The following is a 17,422-nucleotide window of genomic DNA, read 5'->3' as shown; positions in this document are numbered from 1 at the left end:
GCCCCCTGCCCACCGATTCGATATGCCCTGTAAGGCATGCCTGACATGCGTCGGGTGCATGGCTTGCCGCAACAGCCCCCGTATTTAGGTGCCGTTAACGGCAACACCGGCGCATATATGGTTACCAAACCGTTGCGTTCAAGTCTGCAGCGTGCAAAACAAGGGCGATATCGCGGCGCCGCGTTTTTGCGCTTCGGACGCGCGTCGTCGCCTGTCCTTTGGGCGTGCCGCAAATGGGGCGCGACGCTCACGCCTTTGTGATCGCCTCCGCGGCCCGAAGCCTGGCTTCACCGGCCGTCATCGGCCCCTCCAGCGCGTCCAGCCGCAGCTGCGCCAGCGCCTTGCCGCCCGATTGCGTGAAAAGCGTGCCCACGGCCTTGCCGCCCGCCTCGATCGCCGTGCCCACCGGCGCCGTGCCCGAAATCGCCAGCTGCACCAGACCCTTGCGCAGCTCGGTCTTGTGCTTCATCCGCGCCGTGACCTCCTGCCCGACATAGCAGCCCTTGCGGAAATCGACGCCGTTGAGCCGCTCGAACCCGGCTTCCAGGATATAGGTCTCGGGCGTCAGCTCGATGCCGGTGGCGGGGATCAGATGCGCGACGCGCAGCGCGTCCCAGTCGCTGCCGTCCTCGCCCGCCTGCGCGCCGTAAAGCCGCCAGCCCAGCGCCGGATGACGCGGATCGGCCATCGCCCCCTCGGGCGCGGGGCCGGTGCCGCAAAAGACCGAGAGCGCCGAGGGCGCGATCGCCACATCGGCGCGCAGCCGATACATGTTCAACCGCGCCACTGTCGCCGCGGCGATCGTCTCCTCGATGTCGAGCAGGATCGTGTCGCCCCGTGCGATCAGGAAGAAATCCGCCAGATATTTGCCCTGCGGCGTCAGCAGCGCGGCGTAAAGCGGCCCCTCGGCCAGCCGTCGCACGTCATTGGAGACAAGGCCTTGCAGGAAATGCTCGCGGTCCTGGCCGGTGATGTCGAAGATCTTGCGCATGGCGCCCCCCTTTTTCCCCATTATGGGGCGGCGGGCTCATTCCACAAGCTGCATCCGGCACAGGGTGGCATAGGCGCCGCCGCGGGCCAGCAGATCCTCGTGCGTGCCCTCCTCGACCACCTGCCCCTCGACGATCACCACGATCTTGTCGGCATGGCGCACGGTGGACAGCCTGTGCGCGATCACCAGCGTCGTGCGGCCCTGCGACAGCGTCGTCAGCGCCTCGGCCACCTTCGCCTCGGAGGCGGTGTCGAGCGCCGAGGTCGCCTCGTCCAGAAGCAGGATCGGCGCATCGCGCAGCACCGCGCGGGCGATGGCGACGCGCTGGCGCTGCCCGCCCGAAAGCGCCGATCCGCGCGGCCCGGCGGGGGTCTCCAGCCCCTCGGGCATCGCCTCGACGAATTCGCGCACATGCGCCACCTCGATCGCGCGGGCCAGCACCTCGGGCGCGACATCGGTCCGGCCCAGCAGGATGTTTTCCCGGATCGTCTCGTCGAACAGCGCCGCATCCTGCGTCACCATCGCGAAAAGCCCGCGCAGCACCGCCGGATCCAGCGCGGTGATCGGCACGCCGCCCAAAGTGATCGCCCCCGATTGCGCCTCGACCAGACGGGTCAGCAGGTTGAAGACGCTCGATTTGCCCGCGCCCGAGGGGCCGACGAGCGCGGTGGTCTTGCCCGCTTCCGCGGTGAAGGTCAGCCCGCGCAGGACCGGCTTTTGCCCATAGGAGAGGCAGACCTGATCGAAGCGGATCAGCGTCGTCGCGGGCCGTGCGGCGGGGCTGGCGGGGGCCAGCACGCCCGGCGCGATGTCGAGCACCTCGTAAAGCCGCTCGAGGCTGGCGCGGGCCGATTGCCAGGTGCCCGCCAGCCCGCCCAGCCGGCGCAGCGGCTGAAAGGTCAGGGTCATCGCGGTGAAGAAGGACATGAACTCGCCCACCGTGCGTTCGCCCGTGGTGATCTCGGGCGCGGCCATCAGCAGCACGGCGAAGAAGCCAAGCCCGGTCATCACGTCGATCAGCGCGGGCACGATCGATTGCGAGAAGCTCATCTTCACCAGGGCGCGGCGGATCCGGTGCACCAGCCCGGTGAACCGGCCCAGCTGGTATTCCTCCATCTGGTAAAGCTTCACCGCGGCGATGCCGTGGAACACCTCGTCCAGCCGCGTCGCGCGCTGGCCGGATTCGTCGCGCATCTGCCGGGTCTTGCGGCGGATGTAGCGCTGCGCCATCGCGGTCGGCGCGATCAGCAGCGGCGCCCCGATCAGCGCGGCCAGCGTCCAGCGCCAGTCGATCGACAGCGCCACGACGAAAAGCGACACCAGCGAGACCGCATCCCGTCCCGCCCCCGAGACGAAGACGCTCCAGACGCCCTGCACCGCCTGGGTGTCGCCCTGCACCCGGTCGATCAGCGCGCCGGGCGGATTGGCCTGGAAGAAGCTTTGGTCCAGCCGCAGGATATGGCGCACGATGTCGATCTGCATCGCCGTCGAGGAGGCCTGCGCCACCGTCGTCAAAAGCGTTTTCGACGCGACCGAGGTGATCGCCCGGATCAGGAACAGCCCGAAGATCGCAGACCCCACCCAGACCACCGCGCCGGTCTGGCCCTGCGCGAAAACCCGGTCGAAGAGCGGCTCGATCATCCAGCTGAGCAGGCCCAGCGTCGATCCTTCCAGCATTAAAAGCAGCATTGCGACCGCCATCAGCGGCCATTGCTGCCGCAGATAGTCGCGCCAGATCCGCGCGAAGATGCGCGGCGAGGAGGGGGCGGAGGGGGAAGAACTGGTCACGCGGTCCTCGATCTTTGCCTGTGGCATGGCGGTTCGATACCGTGAAAGCCGGGGCGTCACAAGCTGCGGCCGGTCTTGTGACGGGTACAAGCCCGGCCGTTGACCGGCCCGGGGCGCTTCGTTACCGCTGTCGGATCAACCGGAGAGACCGCATGCGCCTTGCCCAGGGACGTTCCTACCTTGCCATTCCCGGCCCCTCGGTGATGCCCGACCGGGTGCTGAACGCCATGCACCGCGCCGCGCCGAACATCTACGAGGGCGATCTGATCGAGCTGACCGCGCGGGTGATGACCGATCTGCGCCGTGTGGCGCAAAGTTCGGGCCATGTGGCGGTCTATCTGGCGAATGGCCATGGCGCCTGGGAAGCGGCGATCTCGAACCTGTTTTCGCGCGGCGACACCGCGCTGTCGCTGATCACCGGGCGGTTCGGTCTGGGCTGGGCGCAGCATGCCCGCGCGCTGGGCGTCACGGTCGAGACGCTCGATTTCGGCATCAAGGCGCCGGTCGATCCGGCCCGGGTCGAGGCAGCGCTGCGCGCCGATACCGCGCGCAAGATCAAGGTCGTGCTGCTGACCCATGTCGATACCGCGTCCTCGGTGCTGAACGACGTGGCGGCGGTGCGGGCGGCGATCGACGCCGCGGGCCATCCGGCGCTGCTGGCGGTGGATTGCATCGCCTCGCTTGGCTGTGACGCATTCCGCTTTGACGACTGGGGCGTCGATGTGATGGTCGCGGCCAGCCAGAAGGGGCTGATGGTGCCGCCGGGCCTTGGCCTCGTCTGGGTCTCCGACAAGGCGGTGGCGGCCTGCAAGGGCGCCGATCTGGTCACGCCCTATTGGGACTGGACGGCGCGGATCTTCGCGCAGGAATACTGGCAGCACTTCGGCGGCACGGCGCCGACGCATCACCTCTTTGGCCTGGCGGAATCGCTGCAGATGATCCTGGACGAGGAAGGCCTGCCGCAGGTCTGGGCGCGGCATCGCACGCTGTCCCGCAGCGTCGCCGCGGCTTTCGAGGCCTGGGGGCAGGGCGGTGACATCGCGTTGAACGTGCCGGTGGCGGCGCATCGCTCGGGCGCGGTGACGGCGGCGCGGATCGGGCAGGGCGGCGCGGAACGGCTGCGCGCCTGGTGCGAGACGCAGGCGGGCGTCACGCTGGGCATCGGTCTTGGCATGGCGGCGCCCGGCACGCCGGAAGCCGGGGATTTCCTGCGCGTCGCCCATATGGGCCATGTGAACGCCCATATGACGCTCGGCGCTCTGGCGGTGATGGAGGCCGGGCTGCAGGCGCTTGCCATCCCGCATGGCAGCGGCGGGATTCAGGCCGCCGCCGCCGTCATCGCCGCGGGCTGAGCCTTACTTCGGCGCGTGGGCGTCCAGCCATTTCCGCATCCAGTCGATCTCGGCGGTCTGCGCCGCGATCACGTTTTGCGCCAGCTTGCGCACCTCGGGATCGGCGCCGTTTTCCAGCACGATCTTCGCCATGTCGATGGCGCCCTGATGGTGGCCGATCATGCCGCGCACGAAATCGACATCGGCATCGCCGGTGAAATCGATCGCCATCGCCTCATGCATCTTCGCATTGGCGTCGATGTAAGCGGTGGTCGAGGGGGCGGCATCGGCGGTGGCGCTCATCGCATGGCCGGAATGGCCCTCCATCGCGCCCTCGGCATGGGCAGAGACGGCCGGCGGCAGCGCCAGCGCAAGGCCAAGCGCGGTGACGATCAGAAAACGGGGGGTTCGGTGCATGGTCATGGGCCTCCTGAGGGGATATGGCCCAGCCTGCCCCACAAGTCGGCCGCGCGCAATTCAAGGCTGCGCGCATTTGCGTGAGCGTTAACGGCCCTGTGTTTCGGCCCGTTCTCTGGCCCGGTCCAGGGCGCCGGGCAGGGCTTCGGCCAGCGCCGCCATCTCGGGCTCGGGCCCGCAGGAGATGCGGATGCAGCGGTCCTGCGGCGGCACGGCGGGCTTGCGCACGAAGATGTCGGCGGCGGTCAGTTCCTCCAGCACGGCGCGGGCAAAGGCCCCGTCGCTGCCGCAGTCGATGGCGACGAAATTCGTCGCCGAGGGCAGGGCGGTCAGACCGTTTTCCGCCGCGATGGCGGCAATCCGATCGCGCGAGGCGGCCACCAGACGGCGCATGTAGGCCTGCCAGGTGGTGTCCGAGAGCGCCGCCAAGGCGCCCGCCTGTGAAATCCGGCTCATGCCGAAATGGTTGCGGATCTTGTCGAAGGCGGCGATCAGCGGCGCGGCGCCCAGCGCATAGCCCACCCGCGCCCCCGCCAGCCCATGCGCCTTGGAAAAGGTGCGCAACCGGATCACCCGCGGATCCTCTGCGGCAATCGGCGCCGCCGTGCCCTCGGGGGCCAGTTCGACATAGGCCTCATCGAGCACCATCAGCGTGCCCTCGGGCAGATGGTCGAGCATCGCGGCGATCACCGTGCCCGGGTGATGGCTGGCCATCGGATTGTCCGGATTGGCGATGTAAAGCAGTTTCGGCCGGACCTGCTGCGCCAGCGCCAAAAGCGCCGCGGGGTCTTCGGCGTCGTCGCGGTAGGGCGCCTTGTGCAAAACGCCGCCAAAGCCCGCAACATGGAAATTGAACGTCGGATAGGCCCCGTCCGAAGTCACGACGGCATCGCCCGGCGCCAGAACCATCCGGCACAGAGAGCCCAGAAGCCCGTCGATCCCCTCGCCGACGACGACGTTTTCCGGCCCGCAGCCGTGCGCGCGGGCCAGAGCCGCCTTCAGATCGTGGTTTTCCGGATCGCCATACATCCAGGCCTCGCCCGCCGCCGCCGCCATCGCGGCAATCGCGCGGGGGCTAGGCCCGAAGCCGTTCTCATTCGCGCCAAGCCGTGCCTTGAACGGGCGGCCGCGCAGGCGCTCCTGCGTTTCGGGCCCGACGAAGGGGACGGTGGCGGGCAGGCCGGCGACAAGCGGGGTGAAGCGCGTTTGGGTCATGCGCCATGGCTAGGGGCTTTGGCGCCCTGCGTAAAGGCCCGTTTCGCAGCGTCATGCGGGCGCGGCGGCGCGGGATATGGTTTGATGGCGCAAACGGCAGGCCGAAGCGGGAGGGATGCGATGGACCGGGTGACGTTGCAACGGGTCGAGGGCGTGGCGGTGGTGACGCTGAACCGCCCCGAGAAGATGAATGCCGTCGATTTTCCGATGATCGACGCGGTGATTGCCGTGGCCGAACAATTGGCCGCCGAGCCGGGCCTGCGCGCGGTGGTGCTGCGCGGCGAGGGCCGGGCCTTTTGCGCCGGGCTGGACGTGGCGAATTTCGCGGCGCTGGCGATCGGCGACCCCGAGGCGCTGATCGCGCCGCGCAGCCATGGCGACGCGAACCGGTTCCAGCAGTTTTCGCTGTGCTGGCGGGCGCTGCCGGTGCCGGTGATCGCCGCGCTGCAGGGCGTCGCCTTCGGCGCCGGGCTGCAGCTGGCCGCCGGGGCCGACATCCGCATTGCCGCGCCCGGCACAAGGCTTGCGGTGATGGAGATGAAATGGGGCCTGATCCCCGACATGGGCGGCATGGTGACCCTGCCGGAACTTCTGCGCGCCGACGTGCTGCGGCGGATGACCTACACGGCCGAGGAAATCTCGGCGGATGAAGCCCTGCGGCTGGGGCTTGTCACCGAAATCGCCGAGGATCCGCTGGTCCGGGCGCTGGATCTGGCCCGGGCGATCGCCGGGCGCTCGCCCAGTGCCATTCGGGCGGCGAAGCGGCTGGTCAGCGCCGCCTGTGCCGCGCCCGCGGCCGAGGTGCTGGCGCTGGAAAGCCGCGAACAGATCGCGCTGATCGGCAAGCCCGACCAGATGGAGGTGATCGCGGCGAACATGGCGGGGCGCATGCCGAAATTCGGCTGATCAGAGCGAGAGTTTCTTGAAGATCGGCTCGGGGATGGCGCGGATCACCCGCATCACCCCGGCCCAGATCTTCGCCGTGTAGATCACGTTGCGCCGTTTGGCGATGCCCTGCAGGATGTCCTCGGCGACGGCCTCGGGCGTCGTCATGAAGGGCAGCTTCATCCCCGCGGTCATCCGGGTCTCGACGGGGCCGGGCTTCACCGTCATCACATGCACGCCGCGGCGGCCCAGCCGGTTGCGCAGCCCCGACAGATAGGTCGCAAACCCCGCCTTCGCCGCGCCGTAAACATAGTTGCCAAGCCGCCCCCGGTCGCCCGCGACCGAGCCGACGCCGACGACGACCCCGGTGCCGCGCGCTTCCAGAACCGGGGCCAGCAGGCTCAGGAAAGTGGCGGGCCCGGTGAAATTGTCGGCGATGACCCCGGCGATCAGCCCCGGATCGGCGTCGATGGCGGTTTGATCCGGCATCGATCCGACGAAAGAGGCCGCGTTCAGCACGCCCTCGCATCCCGCCAGCCGCGCCACCAGTGCCGGATAGCCCGACGCATCGCGGGCATCGAAGGCCAGAACCTCGGCCGCCGCCGCGCCCCGAAGCCGCAGATCCTGCGCCAGCGTTTCCAGCTCGGCCAGGTTGCGACCGGCCAGATGCAGCGTCGCGCCCTCGCCTGCAAGGCGGCGCAGGAAGGGGCGCGCCATTTCCGATCCGGCCCCCAGAATGATCCAGTTTTGCATGATCCGGTGTTGCATCTCAGGCGTTCCTCAGCTTCAGCCGACGCACCAGGTCGGTCTCATAGGCCCGGGCGGGATCGGCTTTCGCCACCTCCTCCTGCCAGGCGGGCAATTCGGGATACATGGCGCGGATGCGGGCGCCCTCGGCCAGGGCATCCTTGGCGAAATAAAGCCGCCCGCCGGCTGCGGCGGTGTCTTCCTCGAGGGCGCGGATCAGATCGCGCGCCGCCGCCCGGTTCGGGAAATCGACAGCCAGGGTATAGCCCTCCATCGGGAAGGACAGATACCCGGCCCGGCCCGGCCCCATCCGCTTCAGCACGGCAAGGGGCGAGGCCAGCCCCGACGTCGCGATGCGTTCAAGCATCTTGCGCAGGGCCTCCGTCGCGCCAAGCGGCACGACGCATTGGAACTGATGGAAGCCGTGTTTGCCGTAAAGCCGGTTCCAGTCGAGGATCTTGTCGAGCGGAAAGAAGAAATCCGCCAGCGGCCGCAGCACCGTGCGCCCGGCGGCGGGCACCCGGGCGTAGTAAGCCGCGTTGAAGGCGCGCACGATGGGCGCCGACAGCGCGCGCTGCGGCGCATCGAGCGGCACCCGCGCCGGTCTGGCGCGCTGTTTCGCCAGACCGCGGGCGATCTCGCCTTCCTCGACGATCCCGCGCCCGAGCCGCGCGCCGGTGGCCGTCGCGTCGATCCAGCCCACCGAATAGGTCGCGGCCGCGCCGTCAAGCAGGCTCAGGTGATGGTCCCAATCGCGCGCGCGCCGCTCGGTCACCAGCATCACCGTGCCGGTGCAGGGCGCCAGCCGCAGCTTGGCGCGCAGGATCGTGCCGGTTTGCCCCAGCCCGCCGACGGTGGCGCGAAACAGCGGCGTGCCCGGCCGCACCGTGACAAGACGGCCGTCCTGCCAGAGCGTGATGTCCGCGACATGGGTGCCGAAGCTGCCCGCGTGGTGGTGGTTCTTGCCATGCACATCCTGCGCGATGCAGCCGCCGATCGTGGCAAAGCCGGTGCCCGGCAGCACCGCGGGCAGAAACCCGCGCGGCGCGAAGGCCTCGGCCACATCGCCGATGCGGACCCCGGCTTCCAGCTCGAGGATCCCGGTTTCGGTCTCGAAGGACAGGAAGCGGTCCAGCCCGCTCATGTCGATGGCGCGCCCGCCATGGTTCAGCGCGGCATCGCCGTAAGAGCGGCGCATGCCGAAGGCGGGGGCGGCGGGCAGCGCGGCAAGGGCGCTGGCGCGGTCGGGTCTTGCCACCGCGCCCGAGGCCCGCAGCGCCCGCCCCCACCCGGCATAATCTTTGTGTTTGAAGGACATCGCCGCCCCCTATGCCGCCGCCCGGACCGCGGCGCGTTCGGCGACGGGGAAGACGGCCAGCCCGATGGCGATGGCGAACCAGAGCGTGGTGAGCCGGATCACCGCCGTCGCCGGAACCGAAATTTCCAGCGGCACGCCCTCCAGCGAGAGCAGCGCGACCATTGCCGCCTCGGCGCCGCCAAGGCCCCCGGGGGCGCCGGTCAGCCCGCCCGCCAGCGTCGCAAAGACGAAGATCGAAACGGCCTTCCAAAGCCCGATCTCGGCGCCCATGAAGCCCAAAAGCAGATGAAAGGCATAGCCCTCGGCCAGCCAGCCCAGAAAGCCGAGCCCGAGCAGCAGCGCCAGCGTCGGCCCGTGGCAGAAACGCGCCAGCAGCCGCGCGGCCCCGCGGGCGCGGGCGAAAAGGCGCGGGAAGCGGCCAAGCGCGCGGTAGAGCCGGGTGACACAGGCGGCCAGCAGCCGCGGCCGGGTGGCGATGAGGGGGGCGGTCAGGGCGAGCAGGACCAGCGGCGCCGCCCCGGCAATGTCGCCCCGGGCCAGCCCCAGTCCGAGCGCCAGCAAAAGCGCCATCGCCGCCAGATCGCCGGTCCGGTCCATCACCGCCAGCGGCGCCGTGCGCTCGATCGCCCAGCCGGTCTCGCGCTTCAGCCAGCGCATCCGCACGAGTTCCCCCAGACGTCCGGGCGTGACGGACATCGCGAAGCCGCCCAGATAATGGCGCAGGTTCTGCGCAAACCCGGTCGGCAGGCCCAGCCGTCGCGCCAGCCCGTGCCAGCGCAGGCCGCGCAGCAGGTAATTCCCCGCCGAGAGCGCCAACAGGATCGCCACCTGCCAGGGCTGCAGCCGGACGAGCTGCGCGCCGATCTCGGCCCAGCCGGTGGCGGTGCCAAGGCTCCAGAGCCCGAGCCCGACAAGGGCGATCAGGCCGAACATCAGGGCCTGTTCGCGCCCGGGGCGCGCAGGACTGGGGGCAAGCATGTCGGGACCCTGGTTCATCATGCCCGGTGATCTACGGGTCAACTTGGGCGGCAAGATGACGCTGTTACGCATTCGCGAACCATCTTTCCCCAAAAGAAAGGGGCGCTGCCCCTCGCGGCTTTGCCGCTCACCCCGGCGTAGTTTCACCAAGAAGAAGCCCATGTTTCTTCTTGGCCCAAATACGCCCTTCGCGCCGCAGGCGCAAAGCCCCGCCGCAGGCGGGGCCCTGCCTTGACACTCAATCGACGATCGTCGCTTCGGTGGCGGCGCGCAGCTCCGCCTCGGTCACGCCGTCGGCCAGTTCGACGATCTTCAGCCCCCCCGGCACGACATCGAGCACGCCGAGGTTCGAGATGATCCGGTTCACCACCGCCTTGCCCGTCAAGGGCAGGGTGCAGGCGTGCAGCACCTTCGATTCCCCGGCCTTGTTGGTGTGATCCATCACCACGACGACGCGCTTCACCCCGGCCACAAGGTCCATGGCGCCGCCCATGCCCTTGACGAGCTTGCCGGGGATCATCCAGTTCGCCAGATCGCCGGTTTCCGACACTTCCATCGCGCCGAGGATCGCCATGGCGATCTTGCCGCCGCGGATCATCCCGAAGCTTGTCGCAGAGTCGAAATAGGCGGTCTGCGGCAATTCGGTGATCGTCTGCTTGCCCGCGTTGATCAGATCGGGGTCTTCCTCGCCCTCATAGGGAAACGGCCCCATGCCGAGCATGCCGTTTTCCGATTGCAGCGTGACACTGACGCCCGGCGGGATGAAGTTCGGCACCAAGGTCGGAATCCCGATGCCAAGGTTCACATAGGTCCCGTCTTTCAGTTCCTTGGCGGCCCGCGCCGCCATCTGGTTGCGATCCCACATGGCTCAGGCCTCCCGTTTTTCATGCGCGGTCGCGCGGGCGGCGGAACCGGTTCCCACTTCCGCCTGCGCAACGTCGCGTTTGCGCGTGGTGCGCTGTTCGATCCGCTTCTCGTGTTGGCCTTGGATCAGCCGATGCACATAGATCCCGGGCAGGTGGATATGGTCGGGGTCCAGCGCGCCCAAGGGCACGATTTCCTCGACCTCCATCACGCAGATCTTGCCGCACATCGCGGCGGGCGGGTTGAAGTTGCGCGCGGTTTTCCGGAACACCGCATTGCCCGAGGGATCGGCCTTCCACGCCTTGACCAGCGACACATCGGCGATGATGGCGCGTTCCAGGATGTAAGTCTCGCCGTCGAACTCCTTGTGTTCCTTGCCCTCGGCAACGACGGTGCCGACGCCGGTTTTCGTGTAGAAGCCGGGAATGCCGCAGCCGCCCGCCCGCATCCGTTCCGCCAGCGTGCCCTGCGGGTTGAATTCCAGCTCCAGCTCGCCCGAGAGATATTGGCGCATGAATTCCGCATTCTCGCCGACATAGGAGGAGATCATCTTCCGGATCTGCCGCGTGTCGAGCAGCTTGCCCAGACCGAAGCCGTCCACGCCGCAGTTGTTCGAGGCGATGGTGATGTCCTTGATGCCGCTTTCGACCAGCGCATCGATCAGCATCTCGGGGATGCCGCACAGGCCAAAGCCTCCCGCCGCCAGCATCATCCCGTCGGAGAGAAGCCCGTCAAGGGCCTCCCGCGCCGAGCCGTAGATCTTGTTCATGAAACCCTCCCGTTACCTTGCGAAAGCTTCGCAAGGCCGCGGCACGGTGTCAATTGCCGCGTCGCGGCGAGGGCTCAGTCCTCGACGACGTCGCCTTCGGGGGCCGCCTTGGCGGCCTTTTTCGGCGCGGCCTTCTTCGCGGCTGGGGTCTTGGCGGCCGTCGTCTTGGCGGCGGGGGCCTTGGTCGTGGCCTTCTTCGCCGCCGGTTTCTTCTCGGCCGCGGGTTTGGCGGCCTTTTTCGGCGCGGCCTTCTTGCCGCCCTTGCCCGCCTTGGCTTCGAGCAGCGGCAAGGCCTCTTCCAGCGTCATCGCCTCGGGCGCAAGGTCTTTGGGCAGCGTCGCATTGACCTTGCCCCATTTCACATAGGGCCCGTAGCGGCCGGGCATCACCTGCACCACGCCCCCCGCGGGATGCTCGCCCAGATCCTTCAGCGGTTGCGCCGCCGCCGCGCCCCGGCCCGCGCCGCGCGCCGCCTTTTGCGCCAGAACCTCGACCGCGCGGTTCATGCCGATGGTGAAGACCTCCTCGACATCGGGCAGGTTCGCGTAAGTCGAATTGTGCTTCACATAGGGGCCGAAGCGGCCGATGCCGGCCTCGACCAGCGCGCCATCTTCGGGATGGGTGCCGATCGGCCGCGGCAGGTTCAAAAGCTGCAACGCGCGGTCCAGATCGATGCTTTCGGGCGACCAGCCCTTCGGCAGGCTGGCGCGCGGCGGTTTCGGCGCGTCCTCCGTGGCCTCGCCCTTTTGCACATAGGGGCCGAAGCGGCCGACGCGCAGCGTGATCTGCGCGCCTTCATCCTCGCCCAGCACCTTGCCATCCAGAACGCCCGCCTCGCCGTCCGCAGGGGCGGAAAGCGGTCGCGTGTAGCGGCAGTCCGGGTAATTGCCGCAGCCGATGAAGGCCCCGCCAGACCGCGCGGTCTTCAGATGCAGCCGACCGGCCGAACACACCGGGCACGACCGCGGGTCGGAGCCATCGGCACGCACCGGGTAAAGATGCGGGCCCAGAACCTCGTCGATCTTGTCGAGCACTTCGCCGATGCGCAGATCCGCGGTCTCGCCCAGGGCGGCCGAGAAATCGCGCCAGAACCGGGCCAGAACGTCCTTGTAGGGACGGTCGCCCGCGGAAATGTCATCCAGTTCCGTTTCCAGATCGGCGGTGAAATCATATTCGACATAGCGGCGGAAGTAGTTCGACAGGAAGGCCGTCACCAGCCGCCCGGTGTCTTCGGGGATCAGCCGGTTCTTGTCCTTGCGCACATAGCCGCGATCGACGATCGTCGTCAGGATCGAGGCATAGGTGGAGGGCCGCCCGATGCCGAGCTCCTCCATCCGCTTCACCAGCGTCGCCTCGGTGTAGCGCGGCGGCGGCTGGGTGAAATGCTGCTCGGGGGTGATCGCCCCTTTCTGCGCGGGCTCGCCCGCCATGATCTGCGGCAGCCGGGCGCCATCGTCGCCCTCGTCATCGTCGCGGCCCTGATCGTAGATCTTCAGGAAGCCGTCAAAGGTCACCACTTGCCCGGTGGCGCGCAGCTCGACCTGATCGTCCTGCGACCCGACATCGACCGTGGTCCGTTCCATCACCGCGGCCGACATCTGGCTGGCCAAGGTGCGCTTCCAGATCAGGTCGTAAAGCTTGCCCTGATCATCGGCGAGCTTCAGCTTGTCGGGGCTCTGGCCCATGTCGGTGGGGCGAATGCATTCATGCGCTTCCTGCGCGTTCTTCGCCTTGTTTTTATACATCCGCGGCGAGGAGGGCACGTATTTGTCGCCAAAGCGGCGCTTGATCTCGTCGCGCGCGGCCATCACCGCCTCGGGGGCCATGTCGATCCCGTCGGTCCGCATGTAGGTGATGTGACCGGCCTCATAAAGCCGTTGCGCCGCCGACATGCAGGCCTTGGCGCCCATGCCGAACTTGCGCGAGGCCTCCTGCTGCAGGGTCGAGGTCATGAAGGGCGGATAGGGGTTGCGCGAAGCCGGTTTCGCCTCGACCGATTTCACCACCAGATCGCGCGAGGTGACGGCCTGCACCGCCAGTTCCGCATCGGTCGCGGTCGTCAGGTCGAACTTGTCGAGCTTCTTGGCCCCCAGAACGGTCAGCCGCGCGGTGAAGGTCTGGCCGCGCGGCGTGGTCAGCTCTGCCGTCACCGTCCAGTATTCGCGGGCGCGGAACGCCTCGATCTCCATCTCGCGCTCGACGATCAGCCGCAGGCAGACCGACTGCACCCGACCGGCGGATTTCGCGCCCGGCAGCTTGCGCCACAGAACGGGGGACAGGTTGAACCCCACCAGATAATCCAGCGCCCGACGGGCGAGATAAGCATCGACGAGCGCCTGATCGACCTCGCGCGGGGCTTTCATCGCCTCGGTGATCGCCGATTTGGTGATCGCGTTGAAAGTGACGCGGCTGACCTTTTTCTTTTTCAGCTTCGAGGCGAGCGCCTGCTGCAGGTGCCACGAAATCGCCTCGCCCTCGCGATCGGGGTCGGTGGCCAGGATCAGTTCGTCGTCATTCGCCAAGGCTTCGGTGATGGCGCGGATATGTTTCTTGCTGTCCGCCGCGACTTCCCATTTCATCTCGAAATCGGCGTCGGGATCGACGGATCCATCTTTCGCGGGCAGGTCGCGGACGTGACCGAACGAGGCCAGCACGGTATAGTCGGAGCCGAGATACTTGTTGATCGTCTTGGCCTTGGCGGGGGATTCGACAACGACGACGGCCATGACTTCCTCTCGATCACTCTCGCAAACCGGTTCAGCGGCGGACCATGCGGGGGGTTTGGGGCAAATGTCAATCCGGCTTCCGTCGCAGCCTGCGCGGGCCGAAAGGGGGAAAGATGCGGGGAATTGCCGTTCTGGGGTTGGTTTTTTGGGCGGGGGCCGCGGTGGCGGGCGACTGGCAGACGCCGCAGCGGGGCTCGCAACTGCGGGGGGATCTGCTCGATGCGCTGCGCCCGATGGTGGAGTGGCAGCTGGGCGCGCCCATCGAATTCGTGGTGACCGAGATGCGGGTGAAGGGCGATCACGCCTTCGCCACGCTGGTGCCGCAGCGCCCGGGCGGCGGGCGGATCGACATGGCGCGGACGCCGATGGTGCTGCGCGAGGAGCTTGACCCGGAGCTGGCCGAGGGGGGCGATCACGTCGAGGCGCTTTGGGTGAAATCCGGGCGGCAATGGGTGGCGGTGCATCATGCGGTCGGCGCCACCGATGTCTGGTATTCCTGGGAACCGATCTGCGCGGAATTTCGCGATGTGATCCCCGAGGCTTGTGGCGGCCAGTAAGCCCGCGCCCGGGATCAGCCGCGGCTGAGCAGCCCGCCCGGATGACGGGTGATTTCGCCCTCGATTTCAAGGCCGAGCAGTTCGCGTGACAGGCTGGCGGCGTCGATGCCCAGATCGCGGATCACCGCATCTTCGGGCGTGGGCGTCGGGCCGAGCAGCGCCAAAAGCCTTGCGCGCAGCCCCGTCGCGGCGGCTTTCGGGACGGGCGGGGCGGGGGCCGGTTCCGCGGGCTTCGGGGGCGGCGCGGCGGCAAGGCCCAGCGCCTCCAGCACGTCCTCGGCGCCACGGATCAGCACCGCGCCGTCGCGGATCAGCATGTTGCAGCCCGCGGCGCGGGCATCCATCGGATGACCGGGCACCGCCATCACCTCGCGCCCGTAATCGAGCGCCATCCGCGCCGTCAAAAGGCTGCCCGAGCGCGCGGCGGCCTCGACCACCAGCGTCGCGCGGGCCAGCGCCGCGATGATCCGGTTGCGCTGCGGAAAATGCCGCGCCTGCGGTTCGGTGCCGGGGGGCAGCTCGGCCAGAAGCAGCCCCGCGGTGGCGATGCGCCCGGCCAGATCGCGATTCTCGGGCGGATAGATCACGTCGATGCCCCCCGCCATCACCGCGATCGTGCCGCTGGGCAGGGCGGCTTCATGCGCCGCGGCATCGATGCCACGCGCCAGACCCGAGACAACGGCGAATCCCGCCCGGCCCATCTCTTCGGCCAGTTTGCGCGCCATGCGTTGCCCCAGCGACGAGGCATTGCGGGCGCCGATGACCGCCACCCGCGGGCGATCCAGCAGATCGACCCGGCCCAGCGCCCAAAGCACTGGCGGCGCATCGGAAAAATCCAGCAGATCGGCGGGATAGCCCGCATGACCGGGCAGCAGCAGCCGCGCCCCGGCACGGCGGCCCGCGGCGCGTTCGGCCTCGGCCACGCCGGGCGGGCAGGGGGTGTAATCGGACGATCCGGCGGCCCGGGCGATGCCCGGAAGCGCGTCCAGCGCGGCGGCGGCGCTGCCATGGTCTTTCAGCAATCGGTGGAAGGTCGTGGCCCCGACACGACGGGAGCGAGCGAGACGGAGAAACGAGAGCTCGTCTTCTTCCGTGGTGGGTGGGGTGAAGGGGGTGGGGTAAGAAAACAAACTTGTTTTCATCCGTCCCTCCGCCTCGTCGCAAGATCAAATTGCCCCATTAATCTTAACAAACAGTTACCAAGGCAGCAATTCAACTCAAAGTTGATGAAAATTTTCAAATAACATGTCTAAATTGCGCAATGGCTCCGGGTTCGCCCCTGATTTCGGTGCATCAGCGCGCAGGAAGGGCCGGGCGGCGGCGAATCAGGCGGCCGAGCCGCCTACGGTCAGCCCGCCAATCAAGAGCGTCGGTTGCCCCACGCCCACCGGCACCCATTGCCCGGCCTTGCCGCAATTGCCGATGCCGGGATCAAGCGCCATGTCCGAGCCGATGGCGCGGATCTGCTTCATCGCGGCCGGACCGTCACCGATCAGCGTCGCTCCGCGCAACGCCGCGCCGATAACGCCGTTCTTCACCCGGTACGCCTCGGTGCAGTTGAAGACGAACTTGCCGTTGGTGATGTCGACCTGCCCGCCGCCGAAGCCGACCGCATAGATGCCGTCCTTCAGATCGGCGACGATCGCGGCGGGGTCCGTTTCGCCCGCCAGCATGTAAGTGTTCGTCATCCGCGGCATCGGCGGATGCGCGTGCCCCTCGCGGCGGCCATTGCCGGTGGGCGCGACGCCCATCAGCCGGGCGTTCTGCCGGTCCTGCATGTAGCCGACCAGAATCCCGTCCTCGATCAGCACGGTGCGGTTCGAAGGCGTGCCCTCGTCATCGATGCTGATCGAGCCGCGCCGGTCGGGGAGCGTGCCGTCATCGAGCACCGTCACCCCCTTCGCCGCGACCTGCTGGCCGATGCGTCCCGAAAAGGCCGAGGATTTCTTGCGGTTGAAATCGCCCTCAAGGCCATGGCCCACGGCTTCATGCAGCATCACCCCGGGCCAGCCCGGGCCGAGCACGACATCGAACGCCCCCGCAGGCGCCGGTTCGGCGGCAAGGTTGACCAGCGCGATCCGCAGGGCCTCGCGCGCGATGGGCTGCCAATGGCCGGGCGCGATCAGCCCCGCCAGACCGATCCGGCCGCCGCCGCCATTCGTGCCGCTTTCGCGACGGCCGTTTTCCTCGACGATCACCGACACATTCACCCGCGCCATCGGCCGGATGTCGGACAGGATCCCGCCTTCGGGGCGCAGGATGAACACCTCCTGCAGGCTGGCCGCCACCGTCGCCGTCACCTGCACCACGCGCGGGTCGAGATCGCGGGTGAAGGCGTCGATCTCGCGCAGGATCTCGATCTTCGCGCCGAAAGCCGCATCGGCCATCGGATCGGCGGCGGCGTAAAGATGCCGGTTGGTGCGCGCGGGCGGCGGCGCCATCACCCCGCCGCCATCGCCCACGGCGAGCCGCGCGGTTTCTGCCGCCCGTTTCAGCGCCGCTTCCGAAATCTCGGTCGCATGGGCATAGCCCGTCACCTCGCCGCGCACGGCGCGCAGCCCGAAGCCTTCGGACGCATCATAAGACGCGGTCTTCACCCGGCCATCGTCGAAGACCAGACTTTCCGAACGCATCCGTTCCAGGAACAGCTCGCCGTCATCGGCCCCCGCCGTCGCCGCGCGCAGGATCGCCAGCGCCTGCCCCTCGTCGATCTGCGTCTCAAACGGGGCGAAGCGGTCCTGGTTCATCTGCGGCTCCTTTGGTGATCCCTTGCAGATATAGGCGCACCGGGGGAAAGGAAAGGTGATCGCGCAAAAGCGAGGGTGGCGCCAAAGCC

General features: G+C 68.3%; 15 protein-coding genes. 3 read left to right on the top strand and 12 right to left on the bottom strand.

Translation table 11 applies throughout. The features are described 5' to 3' along the window. Positions 1 to 247 precede the first annotated feature (247 nt). Positions 248 to 991, bottom strand: a complete 744-nt coding sequence (gene ygfZ, locus FBT96_RS08525) for a CAF17-like 4Fe-4S cluster assembly/insertion protein YgfZ (protein WP_136905882.1) — start codon at positions 989 to 991, stop codon at positions 248 to 250. A 36-nt stretch (positions 992 to 1,027) separates the two neighbouring features. Beyond that, positions 1,028 to 2,806: an ABC transporter ATP-binding protein gene (locus tag FBT96_RS08520; protein WP_136905881.1), complete on the bottom strand. Its 1,779-nt coding sequence runs from the start codon at positions 2,804 to 2,806 to the stop codon at positions 1,028 to 1,030. A gap of 125 nt (positions 2,807 to 2,931) precedes the next feature. Between FBT96_RS08520 and FBT96_RS08515 the strand changes: the two genes are divergently transcribed. After that, the gene (locus FBT96_RS08515; protein WP_136905880.1) at positions 2,932 to 4,131 is read left to right on the top strand and encodes a pyridoxal-phosphate-dependent aminotransferase family protein; all 1,200 of its coding nucleotides are present in this window, start codon (positions 2,932 to 2,934) and stop codon (positions 4,129 to 4,131) included. Between the two features lie 3 nt (positions 4,132 to 4,134). Here the strand turns inward: FBT96_RS08515 and copM are convergent, their stop codons facing one another. After that, complete coding sequence (copM, locus tag FBT96_RS08510; RefSeq protein WP_136905879.1) at positions 4,135 to 4,533, bottom strand: CopM family metallochaperone; 399 nt, start codon at positions 4,531 to 4,533, stop codon at positions 4,135 to 4,137. A gap of 81 nt (positions 4,534 to 4,614) precedes the next feature. Further along, a complete protein-coding gene (locus FBT96_RS08505) occupies positions 4,615 to 5,742 on the bottom strand; it encodes a pyridoxal phosphate-dependent aminotransferase (protein ID WP_136905878.1) in 1,128 nt (375 codons plus the stop codon). 120 nt (positions 5,743 to 5,862) lie between these two features. Between FBT96_RS08505 and FBT96_RS08500 the strand changes: the two genes are divergently transcribed. Continuing rightward, positions 5,863 to 6,648 carry a crotonase/enoyl-CoA hydratase family protein gene (locus tag FBT96_RS08500; RefSeq protein ID WP_136905877.1) on the top strand — a complete coding sequence of 262 codons (786 nt, stop codon included), beginning with the start codon at positions 5,863 to 5,865 and terminating at the stop codon, positions 6,646 to 6,648. Here FBT96_RS08500 and FBT96_RS08495 read toward each other — a convergent pair whose 3' ends face one another. The 6 genes from FBT96_RS08495 to topA all read right to left on the bottom strand — a co-directional run bounded on the left by FBT96_RS08495 (position 6,649) and on the right by topA (position 14,029). Further along, positions 6,649 to 7,395 (bottom strand): SDR family oxidoreductase, encoded by a 747-nt coding sequence (locus FBT96_RS08495; protein ID WP_249306393.1) that lies wholly within the window; start codon positions 7,393 to 7,395, stop codon positions 6,649 to 6,651. A 1-nt stretch (position 7,396) separates the two neighbouring features. Next, positions 7,397 to 8,692 (bottom strand): FAD-binding oxidoreductase, encoded by a 1,296-nt coding sequence (locus FBT96_RS08490; protein ID WP_136905876.1) that lies wholly within the window; start codon positions 8,690 to 8,692, stop codon positions 7,397 to 7,399. Positions 8,693 to 8,701: 9 nt separating this feature from the next. Next, positions 8,702 to 9,670 (bottom strand): lysylphosphatidylglycerol synthase transmembrane domain-containing protein, encoded by a 969-nt coding sequence (locus FBT96_RS08485; RefSeq protein WP_249306391.1) that lies wholly within the window; start codon positions 9,668 to 9,670, stop codon positions 8,702 to 8,704. 238 nt (positions 9,671 to 9,908) lie between these two features. Further along, on the bottom strand, positions 9,909 to 10,535 hold the full coding sequence (locus FBT96_RS08480; protein ID WP_136905874.1) for a 3-oxoacid CoA-transferase subunit B: 627 nt from the start codon (positions 10,533 to 10,535) through the stop codon (positions 9,909 to 9,911). Between the two features lie 3 nt (positions 10,536 to 10,538). Further along, positions 10,539 to 11,303 carry a CoA transferase subunit A gene (locus tag FBT96_RS08475; protein WP_136905873.1) on the bottom strand — a complete coding sequence of 255 codons (765 nt, stop codon included), beginning with the start codon at positions 11,301 to 11,303 and terminating at the stop codon, positions 10,539 to 10,541. A gap of 74 nt (positions 11,304 to 11,377) precedes the next feature. Continuing rightward, entirely contained in the window at positions 11,378 to 14,029 is a 2,652-nt protein-coding gene (topA, locus tag FBT96_RS08470; RefSeq protein ID WP_136905872.1) for a type I DNA topoisomerase, read from the bottom strand. A gap of 113 nt (positions 14,030 to 14,142) precedes the next feature. Here topA and FBT96_RS08465 point away from each other — a divergent pair, with 113 nt between their 5' ends. After that, positions 14,143 to 14,586 (top strand): hypothetical protein, encoded by a 444-nt coding sequence (locus tag FBT96_RS08465; protein ID WP_136905871.1) that lies wholly within the window; start codon positions 14,143 to 14,145, stop codon positions 14,584 to 14,586. A 14-nt stretch (positions 14,587 to 14,600) separates the two neighbouring features. Here the strand turns inward: FBT96_RS08465 and dprA are convergent, their stop codons facing one another. Further along, a complete protein-coding gene (dprA, locus tag FBT96_RS08460) occupies positions 14,601 to 15,728 on the bottom strand; it encodes a DNA-processing protein DprA (RefSeq protein ID WP_136905870.1) in 1,128 nt (375 codons plus the stop codon). A gap of 183 nt (positions 15,729 to 15,911) precedes the next feature. Beyond that, positions 15,912 to 17,333, bottom strand: a complete 1,422-nt coding sequence (tldD, locus tag FBT96_RS08455) for a metalloprotease TldD (protein WP_136905869.1) — start codon at positions 17,331 to 17,333, stop codon at positions 15,912 to 15,914. Positions 17,334 to 17,422: the final 89 nt, after the last annotated feature.

Origin of the sequence: Rhodobacter capsulatus (assembly GCF_005144475.1) — a bacterium.
GTDB lineage: Bacteria > Pseudomonadota > Alphaproteobacteria > Rhodobacterales > Rhodobacteraceae > Rhodobacter > Rhodobacter capsulatus_C.
This window is presented reverse-complemented; position numbering and strand designations above follow the sequence as displayed.

Bases quoted from the DNA above. Each gene is read 5' to 3' on its own strand.
- ygfZ (WP_136905882.1), bottom strand. From the start codon at position 991: ATGCGCAAGATCTTCGACATCACCGGCCAGGACCGCGAGCATTTCCTG.
- FBT96_RS08520 (WP_136905881.1), bottom strand. From the start codon at position 2,806: ATGCCACAGGCAAAGATCGAGGACCGCGTGACCAGTTCTTCCCCCTCC.
- FBT96_RS08515 (WP_136905880.1), top strand. From the start codon at position 2,932: ATGCGCCTTGCCCAGGGACGTTCCTACCTTGCCATTCCCGGCCCCTCG.
- copM (WP_136905879.1), bottom strand. From the start codon at position 4,533: ATGACCATGCACCGAACCCCCCGTTTTCTGATCGTCACCGCGCTTGGC.
- FBT96_RS08505 (WP_136905878.1), bottom strand. From the start codon at position 5,742: ATGACCCAAACGCGCTTCACCCCGCTTGTCGCCGGCCTGCCCGCCACC.
- FBT96_RS08500 (WP_136905877.1), top strand. From the start codon at position 5,863: ATGGACCGGGTGACGTTGCAACGGGTCGAGGGCGTGGCGGTGGTGACG.
- FBT96_RS08495 (WP_249306393.1), bottom strand. From the start codon at position 7,395: ATGCAACACCGGATCATGCAAAACTGGATCATTCTGGGGGCCGGATCG.
- FBT96_RS08490 (WP_136905876.1), bottom strand. From the start codon at position 8,692: ATGTCCTTCAAACACAAAGATTATGCCGGGTGGGGGCGGGCGCTGCGG.
- FBT96_RS08485 (WP_249306391.1), bottom strand. From the start codon at position 9,670: ATGCTTGCCCCCAGTCCTGCGCGCCCCGGGCGCGAACAGGCCCTGATG.
- FBT96_RS08480 (WP_136905874.1), bottom strand. From the start codon at position 10,535: ATGTGGGATCGCAACCAGATGGCGGCGCGGGCCGCCAAGGAACTGAAA.
- FBT96_RS08475 (WP_136905873.1), bottom strand. From the start codon at position 11,303: ATGAACAAGATCTACGGCTCGGCGCGGGAGGCCCTTGACGGGCTTCTC.
- topA (WP_136905872.1), bottom strand. From the start codon at position 14,029: ATGGCCGTCGTCGTTGTCGAATCCCCCGCCAAGGCCAAGACGATCAAC.
- FBT96_RS08465 (WP_136905871.1), top strand. From the start codon at position 14,143: ATGCGGGGAATTGCCGTTCTGGGGTTGGTTTTTTGGGCGGGGGCCGCG.
- dprA (WP_136905870.1), bottom strand. From the start codon at position 15,728: ATGAAAACAAGTTTGTTTTCTTACCCCACCCCCTTCACCCCACCCACC.
- tldD (WP_136905869.1), bottom strand. From the start codon at position 17,333: ATGAACCAGGACCGCTTCGCCCCGTTTGAGACGCAGATCGACGAGGGG.